The sequence below is a fragment of the Terasakiella brassicae genome (genome assembly GCF_014641495.1).
Classification (GTDB): Bacteria; Pseudomonadota; Alphaproteobacteria; order Rhodospirillales; family Terasakiellaceae; genus Terasakiella; species Terasakiella brassicae.
Window position 1 is genome coordinate 182,047 of record NZ_BMHV01000003.1, and the last position, 24,265, is coordinate 206,311.

At 46.4% G+C, this 24,265-nt stretch carries 14 protein-coding genes; 10 read left to right on the top strand and 4 right to left on the bottom strand.

What is annotated here, in order from left to right; all coding sequences use genetic code 11:
- Window position 1 precedes the first annotated feature (1 nt).
- Window positions 2-4,552 (bottom strand): non-ribosomal peptide synthetase, encoded by a 4,551-nt coding sequence (locus IEW74_RS03005; protein WP_188661393.1) that lies wholly within the window; start codon window positions 4,550-4,552, stop codon window positions 2-4.
- A gap of 295 nt (window positions 4,553-4,847) precedes the next feature.
- On the opposite strand from IEW74_RS03005, the gene IEW74_RS03010 reads away from it, so the two are divergent.
- From IEW74_RS03010 to IEW74_RS03020, 3 genes are all read left to right on the top strand, one after another.
- Window positions 4,848-5,102 (top strand): hypothetical protein, encoded by a 255-nt coding sequence (locus IEW74_RS03010; RefSeq protein WP_188661396.1) that lies wholly within the window; start codon window positions 4,848-4,850, stop codon window positions 5,100-5,102.
- A 31-nt stretch (window positions 5,103-5,133) separates the two neighbouring features.
- Window positions 5,134-5,823, top strand: a complete 690-nt coding sequence (locus IEW74_RS03015) for a YcjF family protein (RefSeq protein WP_188661398.1) — start codon at window positions 5,134-5,136, stop codon at window positions 5,821-5,823.
- A gap of 129 nt (window positions 5,824-5,952) precedes the next feature.
- Window positions 5,953-13,650 (top strand): non-ribosomal peptide synthetase, encoded by a 7,698-nt coding sequence (locus IEW74_RS03020; RefSeq protein WP_188661401.1) that lies wholly within the window; start codon window positions 5,953-5,955, stop codon window positions 13,648-13,650.
- Here IEW74_RS03020 and IEW74_RS03025 read toward each other — a convergent pair.
- Both IEW74_RS03025 and IEW74_RS03030 read right to left on the bottom strand, forming a co-directional pair.
- Window positions 13,647-14,753: a prohibitin family protein gene (locus IEW74_RS03025; RefSeq protein ID WP_188661404.1), complete on the bottom strand. Its 1,107-nt coding sequence runs from the start codon at window positions 14,751-14,753 to the stop codon at window positions 13,647-13,649. The two genes, IEW74_RS03020 and IEW74_RS03025, sit on opposite strands and share 4 nt — an antisense overlap.
- A gap of 148 nt (window positions 14,754-14,901) precedes the next feature.
- On the bottom strand, window positions 14,902-15,294 hold the full coding sequence (locus IEW74_RS03030) for a MotA/TolQ/ExbB proton channel family protein (RefSeq protein ID WP_188661407.1): 393 nt from the start codon (window positions 15,292-15,294) through the stop codon (window positions 14,902-14,904).
- Between the two features lie 162 nt (window positions 15,295-15,456).
- Between IEW74_RS03030 and IEW74_RS03035 the strand changes: the two genes are divergently transcribed.
- The 5 genes from IEW74_RS03035 to IEW74_RS03055 all read left to right on the top strand — a co-directional run bounded on the left by IEW74_RS03035 (window position 15,457) and on the right by IEW74_RS03055 (window position 20,890).
- Entirely contained in the window at window positions 15,457-16,317 is an 861-nt protein-coding gene (locus IEW74_RS03035; RefSeq protein WP_229734216.1) for a phosphate/phosphite/phosphonate ABC transporter substrate-binding protein, read from the top strand.
- Window positions 16,302-18,209 (top strand): sensor histidine kinase, encoded by a 1,908-nt coding sequence (locus IEW74_RS03040; RefSeq protein ID WP_188661410.1) that lies wholly within the window; start codon window positions 16,302-16,304, stop codon window positions 18,207-18,209. The genes IEW74_RS03035 and IEW74_RS03040 overlap by 16 nt, the downstream gene beginning before the upstream one ends.
- A gap of 90 nt (window positions 18,210-18,299) precedes the next feature.
- Window positions 18,300-18,839, top strand: coding sequence for a heme NO-binding domain-containing protein (locus IEW74_RS03045; RefSeq protein ID WP_188661413.1), 540 nt, complete (start codon window positions 18,300-18,302; stop codon window positions 18,837-18,839).
- 15 nt (window positions 18,840-18,854) lie between these two features.
- Complete coding sequence (locus tag IEW74_RS03050; RefSeq protein WP_188661415.1) at window positions 18,855-20,210, top strand: PAS domain-containing sensor histidine kinase; 1,356 nt, start codon at window positions 18,855-18,857, stop codon at window positions 20,208-20,210.
- A 26-nt stretch (window positions 20,211-20,236) separates the two neighbouring features.
- Complete coding sequence (locus IEW74_RS03055; RefSeq protein ID WP_188661418.1) at window positions 20,237-20,890, top strand: response regulator; 654 nt, start codon at window positions 20,237-20,239, stop codon at window positions 20,888-20,890.
- Here IEW74_RS03055 and IEW74_RS03060 read toward each other — a convergent pair.
- Window positions 20,887-21,882, bottom strand: coding sequence for a DNA-binding response regulator (locus IEW74_RS03060; RefSeq protein WP_188661421.1), 996 nt, complete (start codon window positions 21,880-21,882; stop codon window positions 20,887-20,889). The two genes, IEW74_RS03055 and IEW74_RS03060, sit on opposite strands and share 4 nt — an antisense overlap.
- A gap of 150 nt (window positions 21,883-22,032) precedes the next feature.
- Here IEW74_RS03060 and IEW74_RS03065 point away from each other — a divergent pair, with 150 nt between their 5' ends.
- Together IEW74_RS03065 and IEW74_RS03070 are read left to right on the top strand one after the other, a co-directional pair.
- Window positions 22,033-22,578: a response regulator gene (locus IEW74_RS03065; RefSeq protein ID WP_188661423.1), complete on the top strand. Its 546-nt coding sequence runs from the start codon at window positions 22,033-22,035 to the stop codon at window positions 22,576-22,578.
- 427 nt (window positions 22,579-23,005) lie between these two features.
- The gene (locus IEW74_RS03070) at window positions 23,006-24,220 is read left to right on the top strand and encodes a response regulator (RefSeq protein ID WP_188661426.1); all 1,215 of its coding nucleotides are present in this window, start codon (window positions 23,006-23,008) and stop codon (window positions 24,218-24,220) included.
- Window positions 24,221-24,265 lie beyond the last annotated feature (45 nt).

A 24,265-nucleotide genomic window follows, 5' to 3' on the forward strand; every position in this document is an offset into this window, starting at 1 on the left:
CTCAAAACAGGCTTTCAAATTCATCAAGGCTGAGGGTGGACAGGGTTAAATCGGCTGGCGTCAGTTCGGATGTGTCGCGTGCGCTGCAAAACGCGATGAGTTTGTTCATTTCTTCATGCAGGGTGTGCAGTAGGTCTTCCATCGTGCTTTTCAAATAGCGATGGCGGCTGTAGGACAGGGTAATTTCCAGCCTGTCATCCATGACGATGGCCGCAATGTCCAAATTGCTGGTGCGTTTGGCGCTGGGGGCAATGGCGGTGCCTGTATTGTCCGTTGAAATATCGAACAAAGGCGTGTTCTGTGCGTTTTTAAAATGGCCGAGGTAATTAAACGTGATGTGGCAACGTTGATCAAAGGCGGGGTCAAGACCTAAGCCGTCTTTGGACAGGTAACTCAACACGCCATATCCAAACCCTTTGTTGGGGATTTGTCGCAGGTTTTCCTTGATGGTTTTGATCTGTTGGTCGGTTTTCGTTATGTGTGACAGATCCAGTAAAACCGGATAAAGCGAAGTAAACCAACCCAGCGTTCGACTGACATCACTGTTTTTAAGGGCAGGGGAACGACCATGCCCTTCCAGCATGACAATGGTTTTTTCCAGTCCTTTCCAGTTTTTTAAGGCACGCGCCAAGGCAACCAGCAGAATTTCTTCTGCGCTGGTGTGAAAGGCGTTATTGACCTCCCCCATCAAGGTGTGCGTGTCTTTGGGGGTTAAGCTGACGGTGCAACTTTCCAAATCGCACAGGCGATTATGCGGTGAGGGGATTTCAACGGGGAAGGGACAAACATCGGCCTGCCGGATGCGTTTCCAATAGGGAATTTCCTTTTTTAAATCGTCACTTTGCGCATATTGGACAAGGGCATTTCCCCAATGTTTCAGGGAATGGGTTTTGCGTGGCAAGTTAATAGCTTGTTTGGCGGTTATGTTACGGTAGGCCTGCGTTAAATCTTCCAACAAAATACGCCAGGACACACCGTCAATAATCAGGTGATGGACAACCAGCAATATATGGTCCTGTTTTGCGCCTTGCAGGAGAATGGCTTTGGCCAAGGGACCGTTGGTTAAATCAAGTCCGGTATGGGCCTGATTGGCCTGACGCAGAATTTGGCGATTTTCATCGCGTTTCCTGTCTAATTGTATCGCCTGAAATTTAAAACCGTTTGTTGTCTCACAAAATTCCTGATGCCAAACACCATCCGGGGTTTGATGGAATTTCAGGCGAAAAGCATCATGTTGCTGAACAAGAACATGAATGGCCTGTTCCATTGCAGACACATCCAGTCGTTCATGGGCGTGAAGTAACAGGGCATGGTTAAACCAGTTGGGATTGGTTGAAAATTTGTCAAAGAAACGGTGCTGAACCGGGCCAAGCACGGCTTCCCCCGTGATATCGTCTTCTTCCACGAAATGATCCTGCGTGATAAAGGGAGCAAGCTTGGCAACGCTTGGATTATCAAACAGGTCTTTGATCTGAAGGCTTAATCCTGATTTATAAAGCTGGGACAATAACTGAATAGCGCGGATGGAATCACCACCCAGTTCAAAATAATCATGATGAATGCCGATATCGCTGCGCCCGAAAACATGTTGCCATGCCTCAAGGAGGATTTTCTCGGTTGGTGTCGTTGGGGGTGTTGCTGCAATTTTGTTTGATTGTTCGTCAACTTCAACAATTTCAAGCAAGGCTTTACGATCAATTTTGCCGGAAACCAACCGGGGCATGTTTTGCAATAAAGCATAACGGCTGGGTACCATATGGGCAGGCAAGCTTGCCGATAAATCTTGGCGTAAATCGTCAAGGTTAATCTGGTCGTGGGTAACGAGGCAGGCCTTTAAATAGGTATGCCCGGTGTGGTCCTGTGCCGCAATGACACAGGCTTCTTTGATCTGCGCATACCGATTGAGCCTGTCTTCAATTTCGCTTGGCTCAATACGGTAGCCCATAATCTTGACCTGTTGGTCATTGCGGCCCAGAAACTCGACATGTCCATCGGATCTAAAACGGGCCAGATCCCCTGTTTTGTAGATACGTTTGTCAGGGGTTGTCGGATGTGGAATGAATTTTTCATCATTCAGGGCATCATTGTTTAAATAACCACGGGCGACACCCGGTCCACCGATACACAATTCCCCAATGCCACCAAGGGGAACGGGATGTCCTTGCGGGCTTAAAATAAAGATTTCCGCATTCCCTAACGGTTTACCGATGGGGACATGGGCCGTATCGGTTGTCAGGGGGGCAGAGGTGGTAAAGCTGAGGGCGTTAACGCAACATTCCGTTGGACCATAAAGGTTGGAAACCGTGCAGTTTTGCACCACTTTATTGGCAAGGGAAACGGGCAAGGCTTCCCCGCCGAAAATCATGTGGCTGAGTTGTTTTGTCAGGGTGTCCAGTTCGCCCGCTTCGTCCAGCAAGGCCAGAAAGTTGGGAATGCAGCCCCCGATATCAATCTTGTATGTTTGGCAGAATTGACGGAACTTGCGGGTATCGCGCTTGCTGTCATCATCCATAATGAACAGGCTATGTCCGTAGAGAAGGGCGGAGAAAATCTGTTGCACCGACCCGTCAAACACATAGGTGGTTAAAAGCACCATATTGAGGGGGCGTTGATGACGTTGATAGACATCGTGGTTCATGGCATGGGCCAGATGAACAACGCTGCCCTGTTCAATCATCACCCCTTTGGGTGTGCCGGTGGTGCCGGATGTGTAAATCACATAGGCGAGATCGTCAGCTTTGCTTTCAATCTGTTGGAAGGCCAAATCGGGAAGGGTTGTGATTTCAAGACAAGGCTTTGTTGTAAGTTCGCATGCCTTCGATTGTGTCTGTGGATCAACAAGGATGGCTTGTGCCTGACTGTCTTTTAAAATGAAATCAATGCGTTCTGTTGGAAAGTCCGGTTCAATGGGAACGTAAGCGGCCCGGGCCTTAAGCACGCCTAAAATCGCAAGGACACACCAATGGCTGCGTGTCAGCATCAAGGCGACCCGATCATCGGGCGACAGGTTGACGCTTTGTCGTAAATGGGCGGCAATTCGATCAGATTGCAAATCGACCTCTGCATAGGTCAGGCTGATGTGTTCAAACGACAGGCAGGTCCTCGTCGGGTGGGCATTGACCTGTTTCTTGAACAACTCAATGAGGGTTTCATCCTGTTCGTAATGTAAGGGGGTGCCTCGCGAGAAGCTTTTTAGCTGCGCTTTTTCTGTATCCGATAACAGATCAATATCGCATATTCGAACCTCCTCCCCTTGTCTTATGAATTCTGATAGGGCGCGTTGAAAATGTTTAGCGAGACGATGCAAGTCTGCGTCATCATAAAGGGCTGAATTGTAGCCGATTTTAACTTTCAAACGATCTTGATCGGGCAGAAGGCGCACGCCCAGATCAAAATGAGTTTTCTCCCACGTTTGCAGTTGGGTGACGGCAAAGTCGGTGCCGGGGAGTAGGGTGTTGAGTTCAAACACACGATCCAGAGGATAATTTTCCATGACGAACAAGGATCCGATCAAGCGATCCTTTAAGGGGGTGGTTGATTGAATATCAGCCAAGGCAATATGTTGGTGAGGCTCCGATGCCAACGCATTGTGCTGAACTTGCGAAAACAGATCGCAAAGACGCATATCGGGGGTGAACTGAATACGCACCGGGATTGTATTAATGAAAATGCCCGCCATTTTTTCAATGCCGTCGATTTCATGCGGGCGACCGGAGACCACGCAGCCGAAAACAATATCGTCAGATTGGGTTTGCTGAGCCAGTAAAAGCCCCCAAAGGCTTTGAAAAAGGCTGTTCAGGGTGATGTTTTGATCGTTTGCCAGTTTATTCAGGCTATCCAATTGATCTGGTCCGACATCAAAATAAACGGCCTTGGGTTCGCTTGCGGTTTTAGGGGTCGCACGCTGGGGTGGGGTTGATTGGGTCTCAAAACCAGCCAGATAGGTTTGCCAGTATTGCATGGAGGCCGTTTGATTTTGGGCGTCACGCCACTTTATATATTTTGAAAAACCAACCGGTTGTTCATAGGGCAGAGGCTTCTTGTTAATTTGTGCAATATATATATCCAGTGCTTCTTTAACCAGATTCCCCAATGACCAGCCATCCATAATGATATGGTGGTGGGTGAGGATAACTTCGAAGCTGTCATTGCTCAATTGCAGGACACGCAAACGCAGCAGCATGTCATCTTCAAGATGAAAAGGGGTATGCTTTTCCTGTTCCTGAAATGTGTGAACGGCTTGTTCTTTGTCTTCGCTGTTAAGGTGGCGGTAATCGATAACTTGGAAATCAAGAGGGCGCTTGTCTGCGACAACCTGCAAGGGGGTTGGTGTATTTTGAAAGACAAAATTCGTGCGCAAGATGTCATGGCGATTTACCAGCCTTTGCCATGCTTCTTTGAAAGCCGATACATCAAAATATCCCTGAAGGCGCCATGATATTTGCTGAAGGTAAGATTGTTTGTCGTCACCTTTCAGGTAGTGGAAAAACAGCCCTGCCTGCATGGGGGACAGTTTGTAGATATTGGCGATGTTGTTCTTGGCTGGCTTCATCTTAGTAAGAAATACACTAATTAATATATATTGGTGTATTTCCCCTCCCTCAATATATCTATCTATTCGTGCGTAACATTATGTTTACTTGTTTAGATTGTATAGTATTTTTTTTATAATCTTTAGAAAGAGAATAAAATTTAAGATGAAATTAGATGATAATTAATTGAAATATAATGTAAAAATATTAATTGTAATTTTTTAATAAAAACAACTATTGATATTTTAAGGGTTGTGTGGATAGAATTGCCTGTGCGGAAGCGTTGAGGAAACTATACACTTTAAAGATGTTTTCTTGAAGCGGCCTGATTATGTATCTGTTGAAAACGCAGACTATTTCAAACTGGTTTGCGACATGGGGAGAAAACTCTTGGGTTCAATGCTAGGAATTTGGATTCTTGCCAGCCTGTTGATTGGAATGCTCGGCATTCATAAGCGGTTTGGGTTTTGGGGATTCTTTTTTGGATCACTCGTTTTATCCCCCATCATTGGCATAATCATGCTGTTTTCTATGGAAGATAACTACATCCATACCAAGGCTTCTGAGTAATCGTCTTTTACATTTACCAAAGGTGACCAAAGTGACTGATACCGATAAGAAGACCCCTGCGCGCAAAACCGCAACGACGAAAGAACCTGAAAAAGCAGAAAGCGCAACTGAAACTGTGACGAGTGATGCACCAGAAGCACAAGCTGCTGAAATGGCGCATGGCGCGGACCATGAAGAAAGTCTTGAACAGCATGACCATGAGATAGATTTGCATGCAGCGGCTGACAAAATCGTTCGCCGCAATATCTACTGGGCGCTTGGGTTTGGCGTTGTACCGCTTCCGATTGCCGATATGTTTACAATCGGTGCTGTTCAGTTAAAAATGATGAAAGAACTGGCTGATTTATACGATGTGCCGTTTAGTAAAAATCTGGCAACGGCCGCTGCTGTCAGCATTATTGGTGGCGTTGGCCCGGTTGAGTTGGCAAAAGGTCTGGGGGCCAGTGTTGTCAAACTGATCCCCGGTGCGGGCAGTGTGGCCGGTATTGCCGCTTTGCCGATCACGGCGGGTGCCCTGACCTATGTCATCGGGCATATTCTGGTAAAGCATTTTGAATCTGGGGGGACGTTCTGTTCCTTTGATGCGTCAAAAGTTAAAGGCTACTCCAAAGACCTGTACGCCAAGGGCAAAGGGATGGTCAGCCGCATGAAAAAAGATAAAGAGGCCGATGCATCTTCTGCTGCTGCAGAAGAAACGGCTTCTGCGGCGGCCACGGCGTAAAATCTCCCGAATGCACAAACCGAAGTTTCTTTTCTTTGAAAAGGGAAAGGAAGCTTCGGGTTGTATCCCTTTTTTATCTAATCATAAAACGCAAACGGTCAACTGTTTGCGATTGCATAGGTGTGTCCAATGGGTGAAACATTTGAAACCGTCCAATTTCCCATGTCCTTTGCACAAAAACGATTGTGGTTTTTGACTCAGCTTGACCCGGACGCCCCTTATTATAACATTCCGGCAAACATTCAGTTGTGCGGCACATTGAATATTCCGGCTTTGTACAAAAGCCTTGCGGCGATTATTGAACGCCATGAAATATTGCGAACGACTTTTCATAGTGATGAAGGGCAACATATCCAGCGTGTCCATGCACCGTTTGAACCTGTTGTGGATCATGTGCTTGCCCCGGCCTTAGGCAAGGACGAGTTATCACACTGGATGGAACAACAGGTTCAAGAACATCTTCGCACGCCGTTTGATTTGACTGTCGGTCCGTTGGTTCGATTTCGCCTTATCGAAATAGGGGGGGATGATCACATTTTGTTATGTACCATGCATCATATCGTTTCTGATGGCTGGTCAATGGGCATTTTGATCCGGGAACTCTCCGCATTCTATAAAGCCTTTACGCAAGGACACACTCCAAATCTATCTGAACTCCCGATTCAGTACGGTGATTTTGCAGATTGGCAGCATGAGCATTTAAATGATGAAGTGATGGGCAAGCAGTTGTCCTATTGGGTGGATCAACTGGCGGGGCTGCCCCCCGTTCTGGACCTCCCCCTTGATCGCGAAAGAACCAAGGTTCGCGGATGGCAGGCCGAGGGGCTGTCTTTTCGCATGACGGGGCCACAGTATGACCGATTACACGCATTGTGTCGTGAAACGGGTACAACCCCTTATATGTTTTGTTTGGCGGTTTTGGCGGTTTTGTTGGGGAAATATAGCCAAAGTGATGATATTGCTGTGGGCTCCCCCCTTGCCAATCGTCAACAGAGTGAAGTGGAACAACTCATCGGATTTTTTGTCAACACCTTGGTCATGCGTGTTGATCTATCCAAAAATGAACTGAATTTTTATGACTTGTTGAAGCAGGTCCAAAAGACAGTTTTAGACGGTTTTACCCATCAGGATGTCGCCTTCGAACAACTGGTGGAAGTTTTGGAACCCGAACGCCATCTTGATCTTAACCCGTTGTTTCAGGTTTCCTACAGTTTTCAAAATGCCCCGATGGGGGATATGGAACTAGACGGTCTGAAGGTACGGCCGCTTGTGGAATATCAAACCGGAATGGGGCGTTTTGATCTTGAATTTTCGTTTTGGGAAGAGGACGGCCTTGTTGGGGCGGTCCTGTTTAAAAAGGATATTTTTGATCGTGCCACCATCGAACGTATGATCGGACATTTCCAGACCTTGCTGGATCATGTACTTGCCCATCCAGAAAAATGTCTGAGCGAGGTGGACATGATGCAAGAGGCTGAACGTCTGGATATGATTGCCTTGGGGGCGGGAAAAACAAGATGCAGTGAAGAGGCCCCCCTTCTTCAACATCAGTTTGAAACACAAGTCCGTTTGCGCCCCAACGCGATTGCCCTGAGTTATGAAAATCAGAATTTGAGCTACCGCGAATTAAACGAACGGGCAAACCGGCTGGCTCATGAATTGATTGCTTTGGGAGTTGTGCCGGAAACTTTGGTGGGGATTTATCTGGAACGATCTCTCGAAACCGTGGTGGCTGTTTTAGGCATTTTGAAAGCGGGGGGCAGTTATCTGCCGCTGGAACCAGCTTATCAGAACGATCGTCTTGGTTATATGGTGGATGATTCCGGGATTGAAATCGTTGTCAGCACCGCTGCGTTGCAAGCGCAATTGTGCGATATTGTGGCAAATCAGACATTACATTTTATATGTCTTGATGAACAAAAGGCGGATATGTGCCACGACAATCCGGTGGTGGCGCAGGATTTAGACCAGCGTGCCTATGTGATTTACACGTCGGGTTCTACTGGCAAACCCAAAGGGGTGGAAATCACGCAACGCAATGTGGTACGTCTGTTCAGCACCACACGTGGTTTGTTTGATTTTGATCATCAAGATGTCTGGACGATGTTTCATTCCCATGCGTTTGATTTTTCCGTATGGGAAATATGGGGGGCATTATTGAACGGGGGGCGTCTGGTTGTGGTCCCTTACTGGACAACGCGCAACCCGGATGCTTTTTATGATCTGTTACGAACGCAAAAAGTAACGGTTCTAAACCAGACCCCTTCTGCCTTTTATGCGCTGATTAATGTGGATCAAGGGGGGGATGGGGCAGATAATCTGGCTTTGCGTTATGTGATTTTTGGCGGCGAAGCACTGGATTTTCGCAAATTAAAACCGTGGTATGAACGCCACGCAGACGATCAACCTGTTTTGGTGAATATGTATGGCATTACCGAAACCACGGTTCATGCCAGTTTTCGTGCCCTCAGGGCCGACGATGCCCACAAACCGCAAAGTCTGATTGGTGATCCCTTGCCCGATTTGCGGTTTTATTTGCTGGACCCGGTCGGGCAACCGGTGCCCATCGGTGTGAAAGGCGAAATCCATGTGGGGGGCGCCGGGGTTGCGCGCGGATATCTGAACCGTAAGGAACTCAGCCTAGAACGTTTTATCCGTGATCCGTTTTTAAATAATGGGGAACGTCTTTATCGCAGTGGGGATTTGGGACGGTGGCTGGCGGATGGATCACTGGAATATTGCGGGCGCATGGATGATCAAATCCAAATCCGTGGTTTTCGCGTGGAATTGGGCGAAATTCAAAGCTTGCTGGGCGAACATGATGCCATTCGCGATTGTGTTGTCTTATGTCGCAAATTTTGCGGTGTGGACGAGATTGTCGCCTATATTGTTGCGGCTGAGGAAAATGTAACGTTTCCGGCAACGAATGTGCGACATTTTTTGAAAGAAAAATTGCCGGATTATATGATCCCGTCTCATATCTTTGCCGTGGACGAAATCCCATTAACAGCACATGGCAAGATTGATCGGCGTAAATTGCAAGCCAAGGAAGGGGCCGCGTTAATAGGGGAGGTACGCAAACCTGTACAAAATTCGTTGCAGCAAACTGTTTTTGATATCTGGGCGACTGTTCTGGGGCATACGGATTTTGGTATTCAGGATAGCTTTTTCGAAGTGGGCGGCCATTCTTTACTGGCGACCCAAGTTGTCACCCGCCTGCAAAAACAGTTTGGACCAAACGTTACGCTCCGCACGTTTTTTGAACAGCCGCGCATTGAAGAAATCGTGTTTCATTTAAACGGAACGGGTGAGGATGAGGTCATCCCCCGCCGCAGTCCCGGTTGTGCAATCCCGCTGTCGTATGCGCAGGAACGGTTATGGTTTATTCAAATGCTGGAAGGGCCGAGTGCGGCTTATAACATCCCCAGTCTTTATCGGTTACGTGGGAATTTGGATGTAAATGCCCTTGAACGCGCGCTTAATCATGTCATTGCGCGGCATGAAAATCTGCGCACCAATTTTGTGGAAGAAAACGGACAGGCGTTTCAAAAAATACACGATGACCTGTCTATTGCCTTGCAAGTGGTGGATTGGGATAAAGACCAACTGCATGCCTTTTTACATGAACCGTTTGATCTGGAAAAAGATGCGTTGCTGCGCTGGAAACTGGTGCGTGAAGGGGAAGACGATTATCTGTTGGCTGTTTCCATTCATCATATCATTTTTGATGGTTGGTCGTCTGCCTTGCTGGCACAGGAAGTCATGCAGGCTTATAAAACGGACGGGGTGCAAAGCGACCCTGATGCGCTGGATATTCAATATGGCGATTTTGCCCTGTGGCAACGTACCTGTTTTGAAGAAACAGGTATGCTGGACGCGCAATTGTCTTATTGGCGGGAACGGTTGCAGGGATTGCCGTCTGTACTGGATATGCCCTGTCAAAAGGCGCGGCCCGCAATTCAAAGTTATCGCGGAAAAATTGCCCATTTTGATATTGCATCCTCTGTATGCCAAGGGGTTAAACAACAGGCCCGCTTGAGTGAGGGCACGGATTTTATGGTCCTGCTCAGTGTCTTTTATATGGTTCTGGCTCGTTTCAGTGGGCAAACTGATTTGGTGGTCGGCACCCCGATTGCCAATCGCACGCGCGCAGAACTGGAAAAGCTGATCGGTTTTTTTGTTAATACGTTGGCTTTGCGGGTGGATGTGTCAGGTAATCCCACCTTTGAAAATTTACTTGCGCGGGTCAAAGACTGTGCGTTAGGGGCTTATGCCCATCAGGATGTCCCGTTTGAAAAACTGGTGACGCATTTGGCCGTGGATCGCAGCCTGAGCCACGCACCGATTTTTCAGGTGATGTTTGTGATGCAAAACACCCCCCTTGCAGTACAGAGTGATGCACAAGGGCTGGAAATATCATTGGAACCTGTGGAATTTGACGCCGCGCGTTTTGATCTGGTTTTTTATATTACCGAAGATGAAACGGGGTACCGTGGCCTTGTGGAATACGCCAGTGATTTGTTTGCGGCAGAAATCATTGATCAAATGACACAAAATTATTGTCACTTGTTGCAACAGGTTGTTGAAAAAACAGATCAACCGATCAAGGCCTATCCCATGATTGCGGCTGATGTGATTTATCCACCTGTTCCCTGGGATTGCAGCCTGCGCGTTGATCAAATTTTTGAACAGGTGGTGCAAAAACAGCCGCAAAATCGGGCCTTATGTTTTGCAGATCAGGCATTGAGCTATGCCCAACTCAACGCCCAAGCCAATCAGGTGGCGCATTATCTGCAAAAGGCTGGGGTAAAATCGGGCGATATTGTCGGCCTGATGATGAAACGTACAGATCGTTTACCGGTTTGCTTGCTGGGTATTTTAAAAGCAGGCGCCGCCTATTTGCCGATTGACCCGGACTACCCCAAAGATCGGGTGCAAACCATGATCAAGGATAGCGCGGCAAGGTTGGTGATTTGTGATGAAGGTGGTATCCAGCCGGATGATGTCGATCTTGTGATTATGGATCGTAATGGACAGGTCTGTGCGCAAGAAAGCATCGAAAATCCAAGGTGTGAGGCGACAGGGCACAGTCTTGTCTATGTGCTTTATACATCCGGTTCAACCGGGGTGCCCAAGGGGGTCGGGATGGGGCATCGGGCCATGTCCAACCTGATCCAGTGGCATATGAACGATCCGATTTTATCCCAAAATGCCCAGACCCTGCATTTTGCACCTTTCACATTTGATGTCTCGTTTCAGGAAGTCTTCAGTACATGGGCGAGCGGTGGTTGTTTATATCTGGTGGATGAAGATATGCGCCGTGATTTTCACGCGCTTGTCCCTTATGTGAAAAGGCAAAAAATTGAACGCCTGTTCATGCCCTATGTCGCCTTGCAGCAGTTCAGTGTCGTGGCGCAGGAAGAAGGCCTTTATCCCGATTGTCTACGTGATGTAATTACAGCAGGTGAACAATTACGTGTCACACCTGCGATTATTGACTTGTTCAGTCATTTGTCGGATGCACGTCTGCATAATCATTACGGCCCATCTGAAACCCACGTAGTGACGAGTGAGGTTTTAAAGGATGATCCTTCTTTTTGGCCCTTGTTGCCGTCCATCGGTCATCCCATTAGCGGGGCCAATATCTATATTTTGGATGAGGCTGGAAACCCTGTGTCCTGTGGCGCTGTCGGGGAAATTCATGTGGGCGGAGAAGCCATCGCACTTGGGTACTTGGGACGTGCTGATTTAACGGCAGAACGTTTTGTCGAAACCTCCTTGGGGCGACTTTATAAAACGGGCGATTTGGCAATTTGGCACACTGATGGGCGCATCAAATATCTGGGACGGGCTGATAAACAAGTCAAAATCCGTGGGTTCCGTATTGAACCGGGGGAGGTAGAAACCATTCTGAACGGGTTTGCCCCGGTGCGCGAATGTTGCGTTGTCGCCCATGATTTTAAGGCGCAAGGCAAAACACTGGTGGCCTATGTCTGTTTTGAAAAGAATATCTCCCCCGATATCGCCGGGGTACGATTTTATCTGCGGGACAAATTACCGGATTATATGGTGCCGTCCCTGTTTGTGTTATTGGATGAAATGCCTGTGACAGGCAGTGGTAAAATTGATCGTGCGCAGTTGCTGACCCCTGAGGAAAGCTCCCTTGATCAAAAAGCCGATGTTATGGAATGTCGTACACCTGTCGAAGACATTCTGGCGACGATTTGGACGGATGTCTTAGGGGGCGCTGTGGCCCATCGTCAGGATAACTTTTTCGAAGCCGGCGGGCATTCCTTACTGGCCACGCAACTGGTGTCACGTTTACGTGCGGCGTTTTCTTGCGAGATTACAGTGCGCCAGATATTTGAAACCCCGATATTTTCTGAAATTGCCCGTTTGATGGAAACGGGACGAGGAAGGTCTGAGAACCGGATACCGCCAATCCTCCCTCTTTCACCTGAAAAGCGGACAGTTGCCTCGTTTGCGCAGGAACGCCTCTGGTTTCTCGATCGTTTGCAAGGCGGGAGTTCCAATTACAATATGTCTGTGACAGTGGGCATTCGCGGTGCGTTGGATATTGAAGCCTTGCGCCAAAGTTTCTTGGAAATTGTTCGCCGTCACGAAGTCTTGCGGACAAATTTTGTGTATGAAGACGACCGTGTTGTTTGCGTGTTGCAGCCTGTGAAAGATGATATTTTCACCGTGTGTGATTTATCGGACCTAAGCCCTGAAATGTACGCAACCGAACTGGATCGTTTAAGTCATGATAATGCGGTGGCTTGTTTTGATCTGGAACGTGATGCCCTACTGGCGGGCTGTTTGATCGAAACGGCAACGCCTGATGACTTTATTTTTCTGTTACGCATGCATCATATCGTGGCGGACAATTGGTCCACCGGGGTGTTTTTAAATGAACTGGCCACCCTTTATCAGGCTTATCAGGCGGGAAAACCGTCTCCCTTGGTTGATTTATCGGTGCAATATGGTGATTTTGCTCATTGGCAGCGCGAATGGTTGAACAGCAGCAATTATCAAGCGCAACTTGATTACTGGATCGAAAAACTCGAAGGGGTCCGCCCTGATTTTTGTCTGTCCACACAAAAAGATGAAAACCGAGGGGCAGGCCCCTGCCTGAAATATGGTTTTATCTTTGAAGATGATTTAAAGATCGCGGTGAATGACTTGTGCCGTCAACAAGGTGTCAGTTTATATATGGGGCTTTTGGCGGCCTATGGGGTTTTGCTTTATCGTTATAGTGGGCAAAACGATTTTGTTATCGGATCCCCCATTGCCAACCGAAACCATCGCGAGATTGAACCCTTGATCGGTTTTTTCGTCAATATGATGCCCATGCGTTTACAATTTGAACCGGAGATGACGTTCACCGACCTGTTGCAATGCGTTCGTGAAATCACGTTGTCCGGTTTTTCGCGGCAGGATGTGCCGTTTGAACATATCGTGCGCGAAGTTTGCCCGCAACGTAGCGAGGAACGCACCCCTTTGGTTCAAAATGTCTTTGTGTTGCAAAACGCCAGCGTAGAGACACAGGATTTGAACGGGGTAACAATGACGCTTTTACCCACACCCGGCGGGGCAGCAAAATTCGATCTGGTCTTTTCTGTATCCGAAGAAGGGGAGCAGCTGTTTGGTGTTCTGGAATATGACAGTCATTTATTCAACCCAACACAGATCGAAGAGATGATGAGCCGTTTCCAATTCCTTTTACAGCAGCTTTGTCAGCAGGAAGGAACAGCCCTTATTGACTTTGATTTAGGGAAAAGTGGGGTTGAAGACAGCACCGACCCGATAGAGGAATTCAGTTTTTAAGGTTTTGCGCCCGGTTTATCCAGAGTGGCAGGTTTTTCGTCTGTTTTTTCATCTTCGTTTAACAGGTCTTTAATGGAAAGTTTTTCCAAAGCTTTTTGGGCGAATGTTTTGTCAGACTGCGTGGTTCGTGTGGTGCCGGGTTCATCAAGCTGCCCGATGGAATCCGGTTTTTCAGAAGTCAGCTTGCGCTGCCATTCTTCTTCTTTTTTGGTGTCGGGATCAATGGCGGCACTATTACTGTCCATATTACCAAGGATCAAGGGCATACCTTCGTCCCCGGCCCCGATAATAACAATTTTGGCATTATTGGAACGGGCCAGTTCCAAGGTCGCATCAATACCTTTCCATTTTAGATAACGCGGTGAAATACCGTCTTTAATGATATCCTGAAATTTGCGAATACCACTGGCTTCAATGGCCTTGCGTTTGCTTTCCTGTTGTTCGCGTTGCAGGATATATTCATATTGCAGCATGCGGTGTTTGTGTTCGACCTTGGCTTCAATAGCCAGACGGACGGTTTGTGGCAGATGAATGCTTTTAATCAGGACATCTTCCAGAAAAATCAGATCCTTATTTCCATTGTCTTTGGTCAGAATGATTTTCAGTTCTTCCTTGACTTCTTTTTTTACAAGTTCCTGAATTTCAAATCGCTTGGTGCTGTAAATTTCTTCAGGGGAATACCTTGCCATGACGGTGCGCCCCTTGGCACTGACTTCCGGCAGGATCAAGATATCAAGGTATTTTTCCCCCATATGTTTGTGCAGAAAGCCAAGCAGGCTTTCTTTTGGGCGATAGCGAACCAGAAATTCCACATCGATTTTTAATCCATCCTTCGCCAGCACGTTAAAGGTGCTGGTTGCTTCATTGAGGCGGACACTATAGATCGTCATCTCGTTCCAAGGGAGAATAACGTGAAACCCTTCGGGATAGGTGGTTTTGACATCTGTCCCGCCGTTAAAACGTTCCCATAAAACACCGGCATGCCCGGCGGGAATACTGATGAAAATCTTATCGGACAGCAGAACAATCGTAAAAAGACTGAGGAGCGCGCAAAGGGAAAGCCACATGAAATGACGGCGGATGAACTTTCTCACGGATGCCATGTTGCAATTTACTCCCGCGTGCGGTGACGCTTGTCTTCTAGGGGTATAAAAAATATTATTGCAACTTAAAGCTAGACGAAAACGACTGCAACAACTCTTTTAATGTATTGTAAAATTAAATTATCTAAATAGTTGTACTAATGTTCTGTCAACGGAGTGCAAACTGGATGGGGAGGGTCAAGTGGAGCTTGTCTTCTTTCATTTCTGTCGGGAATTTGGGCAGAGGTTGGGCACGTTCCAGACGATGTTCGAAAAAGCTGTTGATGGCAACTGTGCGCGTGGCAACGGCCAGACCAACGCCAGTGGTCAAAAGGGCCAGCCAAATCCCGCCGGATAGAATGCTCGGATCCACCTGATTACCGGAATTTTCCAATTGTTGAAAGGCATCAAACAGGTTTTTCACCTCCAGTCGCAGGGTCAAATCATCGGCGTCGACCCGTACGCCACTGGTTATGATATTGGCTTTGACGTCAATGGAAATGGGCGTAAGGAGGCGAGTCAGGATATGTTTGCAAAAAATACAAATTATTATTATTTGCACAAAAAATGGGCCATTATGCGAAAAATAACGGTCACTGCATGACTCTGAAAGGGAAAAATTTTATTTCCCTTTTTTTGTTTTTTCAAAATGTCCCTATATGGGGATATTTTTCTTTTTCTTTTTCGGTCATGCTCTTTCTTACATTGGACTGGATGTAAGAAAATGAAGATGAAGAAATATTGTCAAATAACCGTTCTGGGTGTGGTTGCTTTCGCTACGGTGCCGATGGAAAATGCGCGTGCCGAAACATTGTATTTCGGGATTGTGCCGCAACAGGCTGCCACCCGGTTGGCAAATATGTGGTTGCCGTTCATGCAGGAACTTTCTGCACAGACAGGATTGGACATTCGGTTTGCAACAATGAAGGATATCCCGACATTTGAACAATGTCTGGCACAGGGGGCCTATGATATTGCCTATATGAACCCCTATCACTACACGGTCTTTAGCAAAAAGTCCGGTTATCGTGCATTTGCTCATCAATCAGAGAAAAAGCTGAAAGGCTTGATTGTTGTAAAAAAGGGCAGCGAGGTTACTTCGCTTGCCGGGCTGGACAAGAAAAAAGTTGCCTTTCCCTCGCCTGCGGCTTTTGGTGCCAGTGTTTTACCGCGTACGGAAATGAAGGCGGAGGGCTTGAAGATCGAACCCGTCTATGTCAAATCCCATGACAGCGTGTATAAATCAGTCATCGCTGGTTACTTTGTCGCCGGGGGCGGTGTGCTACGAACCTTTAACAGTATTCCCCAAGGAATGCGCGACCAGTTACAGGTGATTTATAGGACAGGTGCATACACACCGCATGCATTTGCCGTTAATGGTGCAATGCCTGAGGAGCATCTTGCCACAATTCAGAACGCGATGCTGGATATTGCCCGACATAAGCCCGGTTTGATGAAATCAATTGGCATGACAGGGCTTGTGACAGCGCAGGACAGCGATTGGAATGATGTGCGCAAACTCGACTTAAGTCAGTATGAAACAAAAATCGTGCAGCTGGGGACGGTGAAATGTCGTTTCGATTAAAAACCATTCTGGGCCTTGCCTTTATTGAAATGGTCCTGCTGTCCATCTTGGTTCTAAGCGGATTGAATTATCTGCGGGAATCCAATGAAAACCAATTGGTGGAACATGCGCGAACGTTAGCACGTTTTTTTGCGACCATGTCGACGGATGCGATTGTTTCGATGGATCTGGCGACGCTGGATGTAATGGTTGAAAAGGCCATGCAAAATCCGGGAGTAATCTATATCCGGGTGCGTCAGACAGCGGAGGCAGGCGGAAATGTTATTTCGCAAAGTGGCGATGCGTCTGCCTTAAACAGAACCTTTATCCCGGATATGTCTGTCGATACGACACGGGATGATCAAATCTATGATATTGCACAGGATATTGTGGTCAGAGGTCAGGTTTTTGGCCGGATCGAACTCGGACTGGAGATCGCACCTTTGGAACGCACAATAGCGGATGCGCAACATCGTATGTTCAGTGTGGCATTTATTGAAATTATTCTGGTATGTTTCTTTGGTTTTATATTGGGTGGTATTTTAACGCGTCAACTTGCGTTGTTGCAAAATGGTGCCCGACGTGTCGCGCAAGGTGATTTTGGTCATGTCATAAAAGTGAAAGGAAGGGATGAACTGGCAGATACAGCCTCCAGCTTTAATGAAATGTCAAAGGCACTGGCAAGATATGCATCTGAACTGGAACAGGCGCGTCAACATGCGGAAAATAAACGTGCGCATGCTGAATCTGTGTTGGAAGATGCGATGGAAAGCGTGTCCCAAGGGGTCTGGATTGATGATACGCAGGGAAAAGTCGTTTTGATGAACCGTGCCTTTATTGAAATGTATCATCTGACGCCTGCTGTGATCCCGAATATTCATATCGGTAAGGATTTATGTGACGCGATCAAAATTTTCCCTCAAGGTTTTCCGGCTTGTTCGTCAAATGCGGGAGGAGGGGAGACCCCGGTCAGCAAACTGGATGATGGGCGCTATATTATGCATAGTCGTTTCCCGCTTTCTGCAGGTGGTAATGTGTGGGTTGATACGGATATTACACAGGTTATGCAGATCGAAGAAAAGAACCGTCAGTTAGAGCGTGAGTTGTTGCAAAGTCAGAAAATGGAATCAATCGGCACACTGGCAGGCGGCATTGCGCACGAAATCAATACACCGATCCAATATATCGGCGATAATATTCGATTTATCGGGGAAGCCGTTCAGGATTTGATGGAAACGTTGGATTGTTATCAGAAACTGGAAAAAGAGGCCGCAACACAGCCTGTATTGAACGCGCTGGTGGAAAAATGTGCGCAGGCTTATGAGAATGCCGATATTGAATTTATCCGCGATGAACTGCCCTTGGCGATTGAACAGTCGTTGGCAGGTGTGCAACAGGTGTCACATATCGTTAAAGCGATGAAGGAATTTGCCCATCCATCGTCTAAAGAAAAATCCACTGTGGACTTAAACCGCGTGATTGAACGATCCTGCGCCGTTGGCAAGAATGAATGGAAAACAGTTGCTCAAGTGGAATTGGATCTGGCCCCGGATTTACCGAGCGTAATGGGGCTGGAAGGGGACTTGAATCAGGTTGTTTTAAATATGATCGTGAATGCCGCGCATGCTATCGCGGCAGCAGGGCGGGATGACGGGATCATTGCCTTGCGTACCTTTGAACGTGATGGACAGGTTGTTATGGTTGTGGAGGACAACGGGACGGGCGTGCCTGACGCAATTAAGCAGCGGGTGTTTGATCCCTTCTTTACGACCAAGGAAGTCGGCAAGGGAACCGGCCAGGGGCTGGCCATTAGCCACGATATTATCGTCAGTAAACATGGCGGTGAATTAAAAGTCGGTGATAGCGATATGGGCGGAGCCTCTTTTGAAATTGTTTTGCCGAAAAATACATGATGACAGGGCGGGTACCTCCACATGAGGATAGCATATTCTACTGAAAAGTTCATAATCAGGTTGTGACAGAACAGAAAACAGGGGACACAGATGAAAGGTATTATATTTATCCAATTCACAAAGAAGGTGAATGAGGTGTGGGGCGAAGATATGGTGGAAGACCTTATCGAGCAAGCCGACCTTGACTCTGAGGGTGTCTATACCTCGGTTGGAACCTATTGTTTCCGTGAAATGGTCAGTTTGATAAATGTGCTGAGCAAGATAAGCGGAACGTCACCGGCGGACTTACAAAAGACATTCGGTGAATATTTATTCAAACAGCTTAGTATGAAATATCCCCTTTTCCTTGAGGGGAAAAAAGATTTGTTTTCCTTTCTGGCATCTCTTGAGAACACGATCCACGTTGAAGTAAAAAAACTTTACCCGGAAGCAGAGTTACCCTCGTTTGAATATGTGTTTCCTGCTGAAAATATCATGGAAATGACGTATCGTTCCCAACGTCCCTTTGCCGATCTTGCCGAAGGTTTGTTACGGGGGGCAGTTGCCCATTTTGGGGAAAAAATTGAGCTGTCGCGTCAAGACTTTCCGGTGGAAAAAGGGAGCAAAGCTCTGTTCAGGTTAACGAAATAGGGGGGGGAGATGTGCGTGTGTGACGATGACAAAGACAGAAAAATAGCAACATTACGAAAACGTTTGTCCCGTGAGGTGCGTGCGCGTGAACAAGCGGAACAACTATTGGAAAGCAAGGCGCTGGAGTTGTTTCAGGTTAATCAGAACCTGTTAGGTTCCATTCAAAAGGCGAAAAACAGGTCTGCGCGCGTCAATGCGATTATGAATTCCATCAAAGACAGCGTTGTTGCGACAAATCAAAAAATGGAAATTCTGGATGTTAATAAATCTTGTGTTGGAATGTGGGGGATTCCGTATGCAGGTCTGATGGGACGTTCTGTATTGGAATTTGTCGAGAACCGCCAAATTGCGGATTATGAAGCCTTATGTTTATCTGCATCTGCTGATGAACAGGATGAAATCAAGGAGTTTAATTTTAGGACACTTGATGGTGGTTTCGTACCTGCGGAAGTCAAAATCAGTACTTTCCAGCATGATGATGAGCGTTTTCTCCTGCATCTCATACGTAATGTTTCAAATAAAAAACGTCTTCAAAAAGAACGTGAAGCCATGCAGGAAGAATTGGCAAATGCCGCAAAATGGGAAGCCGTGGGACAATTAGCCGGTGGGATTGCACATGAAATCAATACGCCTGCCCAATATATTGGCGACAATCTGCATTTTCTCAGTGAATGTAATGAGGAAATTTTAGAGATCTTGAACAAGGCATTGGAGTTAAAAAAAGCCTGCGAGCAAAATGGTCAGTATCTGGATTATGTACAAGAAATTGATCGTTTGATAGAGGCATATGATCTTGAATATTTGTGCGAAGAAGTTCCTCAGGCATTAAAACAATCGGCACAAGGGATTGCGCAGGTTTCACATATTGTACGCGCCATGAAAAATTTTTCACATCCGGGGACAGAGGAAAAGAAACCCTTTGATATTAATGCCGCAATTGATACAACCTTGACTGTATCACGAAATGAGTGGAAGAATATTGCAACTGTTGTGACTGATTTTGATGAACACGTTGGTTTAGTCCCCTGTATTCCGGGCGGGATGAATCAGGTGTTCTTGAACATCATCGTCAATGCCGCCCATGCCATTGATGTCAAAGGGCATGAAACAATGGGCGAAATTCGTATCGTGACGCGAAAACTGGCGGATCAAGTCGAAATTGTGATCTCCGATACGGGCTGTGGCATGCCGCCAGAGGTTGTGAAAAATATCTTCAACCCTTTTTTCACGACGAAAGAAGTCGGCCGAGGAACCGGACAGGGGCTTGCGATCGTCAATGACATTATTGTTCAAAAGCATAAGGGAACAATTAAAGTAGCCACAAAAGAGGGCAAGGGAACGTCATTTATCATAAGAATACCTTGCAAGTAATATACAGTTTTGATTGGGAGAGCGACGTGATCAAAGTCTTATTTGTCGATGATGAGGAAAATGTCCTGCGCGCCATTAAACGTTGTTTGCGCAATATGAAGTCGCAATGGCAGATGTATTTTGCCGGCAGTGGGCGTGAAGCGTTGGATATTATGTCGAAACAACAAATCGATGTTGTGGTGTCGGATATGCAAATGCCCCAGATGAGTGGCGAACAGCTATTGGCAGAAGTGCAGGAAAAATATCCTGATGTTTCCCGCATCGTATTGTCCGGGCATTGCAATCAGGCAACGGCCTTTCGTTTGGTTGGGTCAGATCATTTTTATCTGGCAAAGCCCTGTCCAACCAAGCTGTTAGTCGATACGATTGAAAATGCTTATTTTGTCGGGCGCAAAGCAGATAGTCAGGAAGTGACAACCGAGGAATTGCAAAAGGCGCTGATCGATTTGTGCAAGGTGTTGTTAATGCGTGGAGAGCTTAGTTTCAGCGACTTACCGGCGCAGGTTAAAATGTGGTTGCCCGAAAAAGTTGCACAGGCGTTTGCACCTGTCATTGATAATCATGCAACCTTTGTGTCGTCCACAGAATTTAGTCGCAACGTGGGATGGACGGATGAAAATGATGTGGATGAATATCAGAAATACAAGGAATATGACTGGGATGATTATTTCCGAGGTTAATTAAAAAAATGGGGTGCTTGCTGATGAAGAGTGGGGGTGAGTAAAACAGACCGGATCAGTTCCGGTTGCCCTCTGGTATTGGTTTTTGAAAAAATACGTTTCAGATATGTTCTTGCCGAACTTTCGGTAATCCCCATTTTATCGGCAGCTTCCAGTAGGCTGTATCCTTGAACAATGTGCTGTAAAAGCCGGGCTTCTGACGGGGGAAGATCGTAGATAGACTGTAGAATATCTACACTCGGGGCCATATGACGATCCGGGTCGGAAATTAATAACATCACCCGGTCATTCTGACCTTCTTTCAGATTAGAAATGATGACGCAAACAGGCGTGTCGGAATCTTTGCGGCTGAGCGACATAGCGCGGTCTTGCGTGTTTACGGTCTGGATACAGGCGTTGAACTCATCCCTGTAAGCCGCAAGGCTTGCACGCAATCTGTTCGTGGTGGGGTCAATGCTGAAAACCTGACGGGTTGCACATATTTCAGCGGCAAATTGGTTCATATGAATGACGTGCGCGTTTTTATCGCAGACGATCACGCCGATTGGCAGACGGTTGAGAATTTCATAACCTGCATGTGCTGGTGGATTTAGGCTTTGTTTCTTTTGTGAATGGCGCAGCAGACAGTCTTCGATCCCTTGTTCGAGGACTTCGGGTTCGCAGGGTTTGGTGTAGAACCTGTAAATCCGTGTGGAATTGATTGCATTGACGGCTGTATCAAGATCAGCGGCCCCGGTCAGCATGACAATTTGTGTACTGTCATCACTCGCTTGAACGTTTTTGGCCAATTCCAGACCGTTGATATCCGGCATGTGAAAATCGGTGACGACAACATGAAAAGGTTGTGCTCTTTGAAGCTCAATTGCTTTTTGCGGGTTGCTTTCAAAAAACATATCCCATTCGCTACGCTTGTGTCGGAAATAAGCGCGTTGTAAGGCTTCCAGCAAAAGTGGTTCATCGTCCACAAACAGAATACGTGGCTTTTCGCTCATCAGTGGCATTTTCCCTCAAAAGGTATAGTAAGCTTAACCTTATATACGAAGTCTACCCCACTTTTACAGGTTTGTCCCCATATGGGGATAGGGCTGGTTGAAAAAAAGACGCAATATTTACGATATTGGTTCTTATGTGAGGGACGTAGCATGCACGAAAAAACGAAAATTTTGTTTGTTGATAATGATCTTGCTTTTCTTGCGGCATTGAAACGACGTCTGTCTCCGTTTCAGCCGGCATGGGATATGCGGTTTGAAAGTTCTGCTGAAGCGGCGTTGAAATATTTTGAATATGTACCATTTGATGTATTGGTGACAGATCTGGAAATGCCAAGGATTGGAGGCAGCTTAATTGCCAATCTTTTGGGGTCTATGCCCAATGCCCCTGCGATCATTATTTTAACGGGGGAGGCATCACGCGAAGGTGCGGACCGTCAACTCTGTGTTCCGTTTCAGTATTTAGCCAAACCTTGTGATCCTGTCAGTTTGGTTAAGGCCGTTACCCACGCCCGTCAGAAATCGTTATCACAGATCTCGACTTTATATGATCAGGTGCTTGAAATTGTTGTCCATAAGATGCGTCAACACGGTTTGCTGCATACGGATGAATTGCCATTAGAATATGCGACCTTACTAGGGATTCGTCATATCGCAGACCTGTTGGGTGATAATTGTCTCGATGATCATCCTAAGTGAGACGAGTAGCGCACCGGAAGAAAATAAGAGAGAGGCAATCACTTCGGGTTGATTCATTCGATATTTTATACACTTAAATATTTTTATGTCTTTATGGCCCGGGTTCTGAAAAGAGAATGTATTTTAAAATAAACTATTAAAAGGTGTCCGTTTTGTCTTATTATACATTTCTAGGTTATCGTATGAAGTCTAAAACAATCTTCACATATTTAGCCGAAAATCGCTTGCGCAGTTTTTATGCTGAAAATGAAAAATTCAGAAAGGGGTGTTGATTGAAATACCCAGTGGATTTAAATATTTTCTGATTGATTTTTAATTTGTACGTATTAATCATAAGTTGCGTTATCACAGACTCCAAACGGGGATAACGGACGGAAGATCAATCCTGAAATATTAATAAGAAATAAGGATAATAATCGAGAATAAGATGACACATAAACCACATATACTGTTTGTTGATGACGAAAAAAATATTCTACTCGGCTTGAAACGCGGAATGCGTAGTAACCGACACGCATGGAATATGAGTTTCGCGTCCAGCGGTGGCGAAGCATTGGAAATTTTTAAAGAACATCATGTCGATATTATTGTCAGCGATATGCGTATGCCCATTATGGATGGGGCACAATTGCTGGAACGTGTGCGCAAGATATCGCCTGATACGGCCCGTGTTGTCTTATCCGGTTATGCAAAAGACGAAGTTATTCTCAAGGTCATTGGTCCGGCCCACCAATATCTCGCCAAACCCTGTGATTTTGATGATCTGGAAGAAACGATAAAACGTATATTACGGTTGCGTAATTGCATAGGGGAAACTCTTGTCCGTAAACTGATTACGGGTAAGAAAAACCTGCCGTCCTTACCGGAAATATATCAAGACCTGTTGGCCGAGTTGGAAAACCCGATGTCGACCAATCGTTCGATTGCACATATTCTGGAAAAAGATATCGGTTTAAAGGCGCAGGTTTTTAAAGTTTGTAATTCCGCTTTCTTCGGCTTACCTCAGAAGGTGAACAATCTGGAGACAGCGGTCAGCATGATTGGCCTGGGCACGTTACGCAGTATGACACTGCTCAATGGCTTTTTTACGACTTTAAAAAATCAGGTTTCGGACTGTCTGGTGTTGGAGCGTTTGAGTAACAATAGTCTGGAAATGGCTTTGATGGCGGCGCGTCTTGCAAAAAAACTCGGTTTAAGCAAACCGGAAATCGATTTGGCAATTTCAGCAGGAAGTTTGTGCCATATCGGGACGCTGATTGTCTCTGCCACCTGGCCCCATGAATTTGAAGAAGCCGTAAAACAATGTGAGCAAAACCCGGATCAAACAATTGATTGTTTTGAGAGAGAACAGATCGGGGCTGATCACGGGGTCATCGGTGCTTATCTTCTCGGGCTATGGGGTTTTCCGTTGAATTTATGTGAGGCTGTTGCATATCACCATCGTCCCCATTTGGCTGACGGGGGGAAACATCGCGTTTTATGTACGCTTCATATGGCCCAACATTTTAGTAAAATGGTTGGACGCGCGATCTTTGATGAGGTGTCTTTGATGCGTGGGATTGATGTGAATTTTTTAAAAGAACAGGACATTCAAATCACAACGGAATTTTTGGAAAGTTTGAATTTAAAAGAGAACGCGTAAGTGTACCGAAAAAATGAAATTATAAAAATATCGGGATAGGAGATG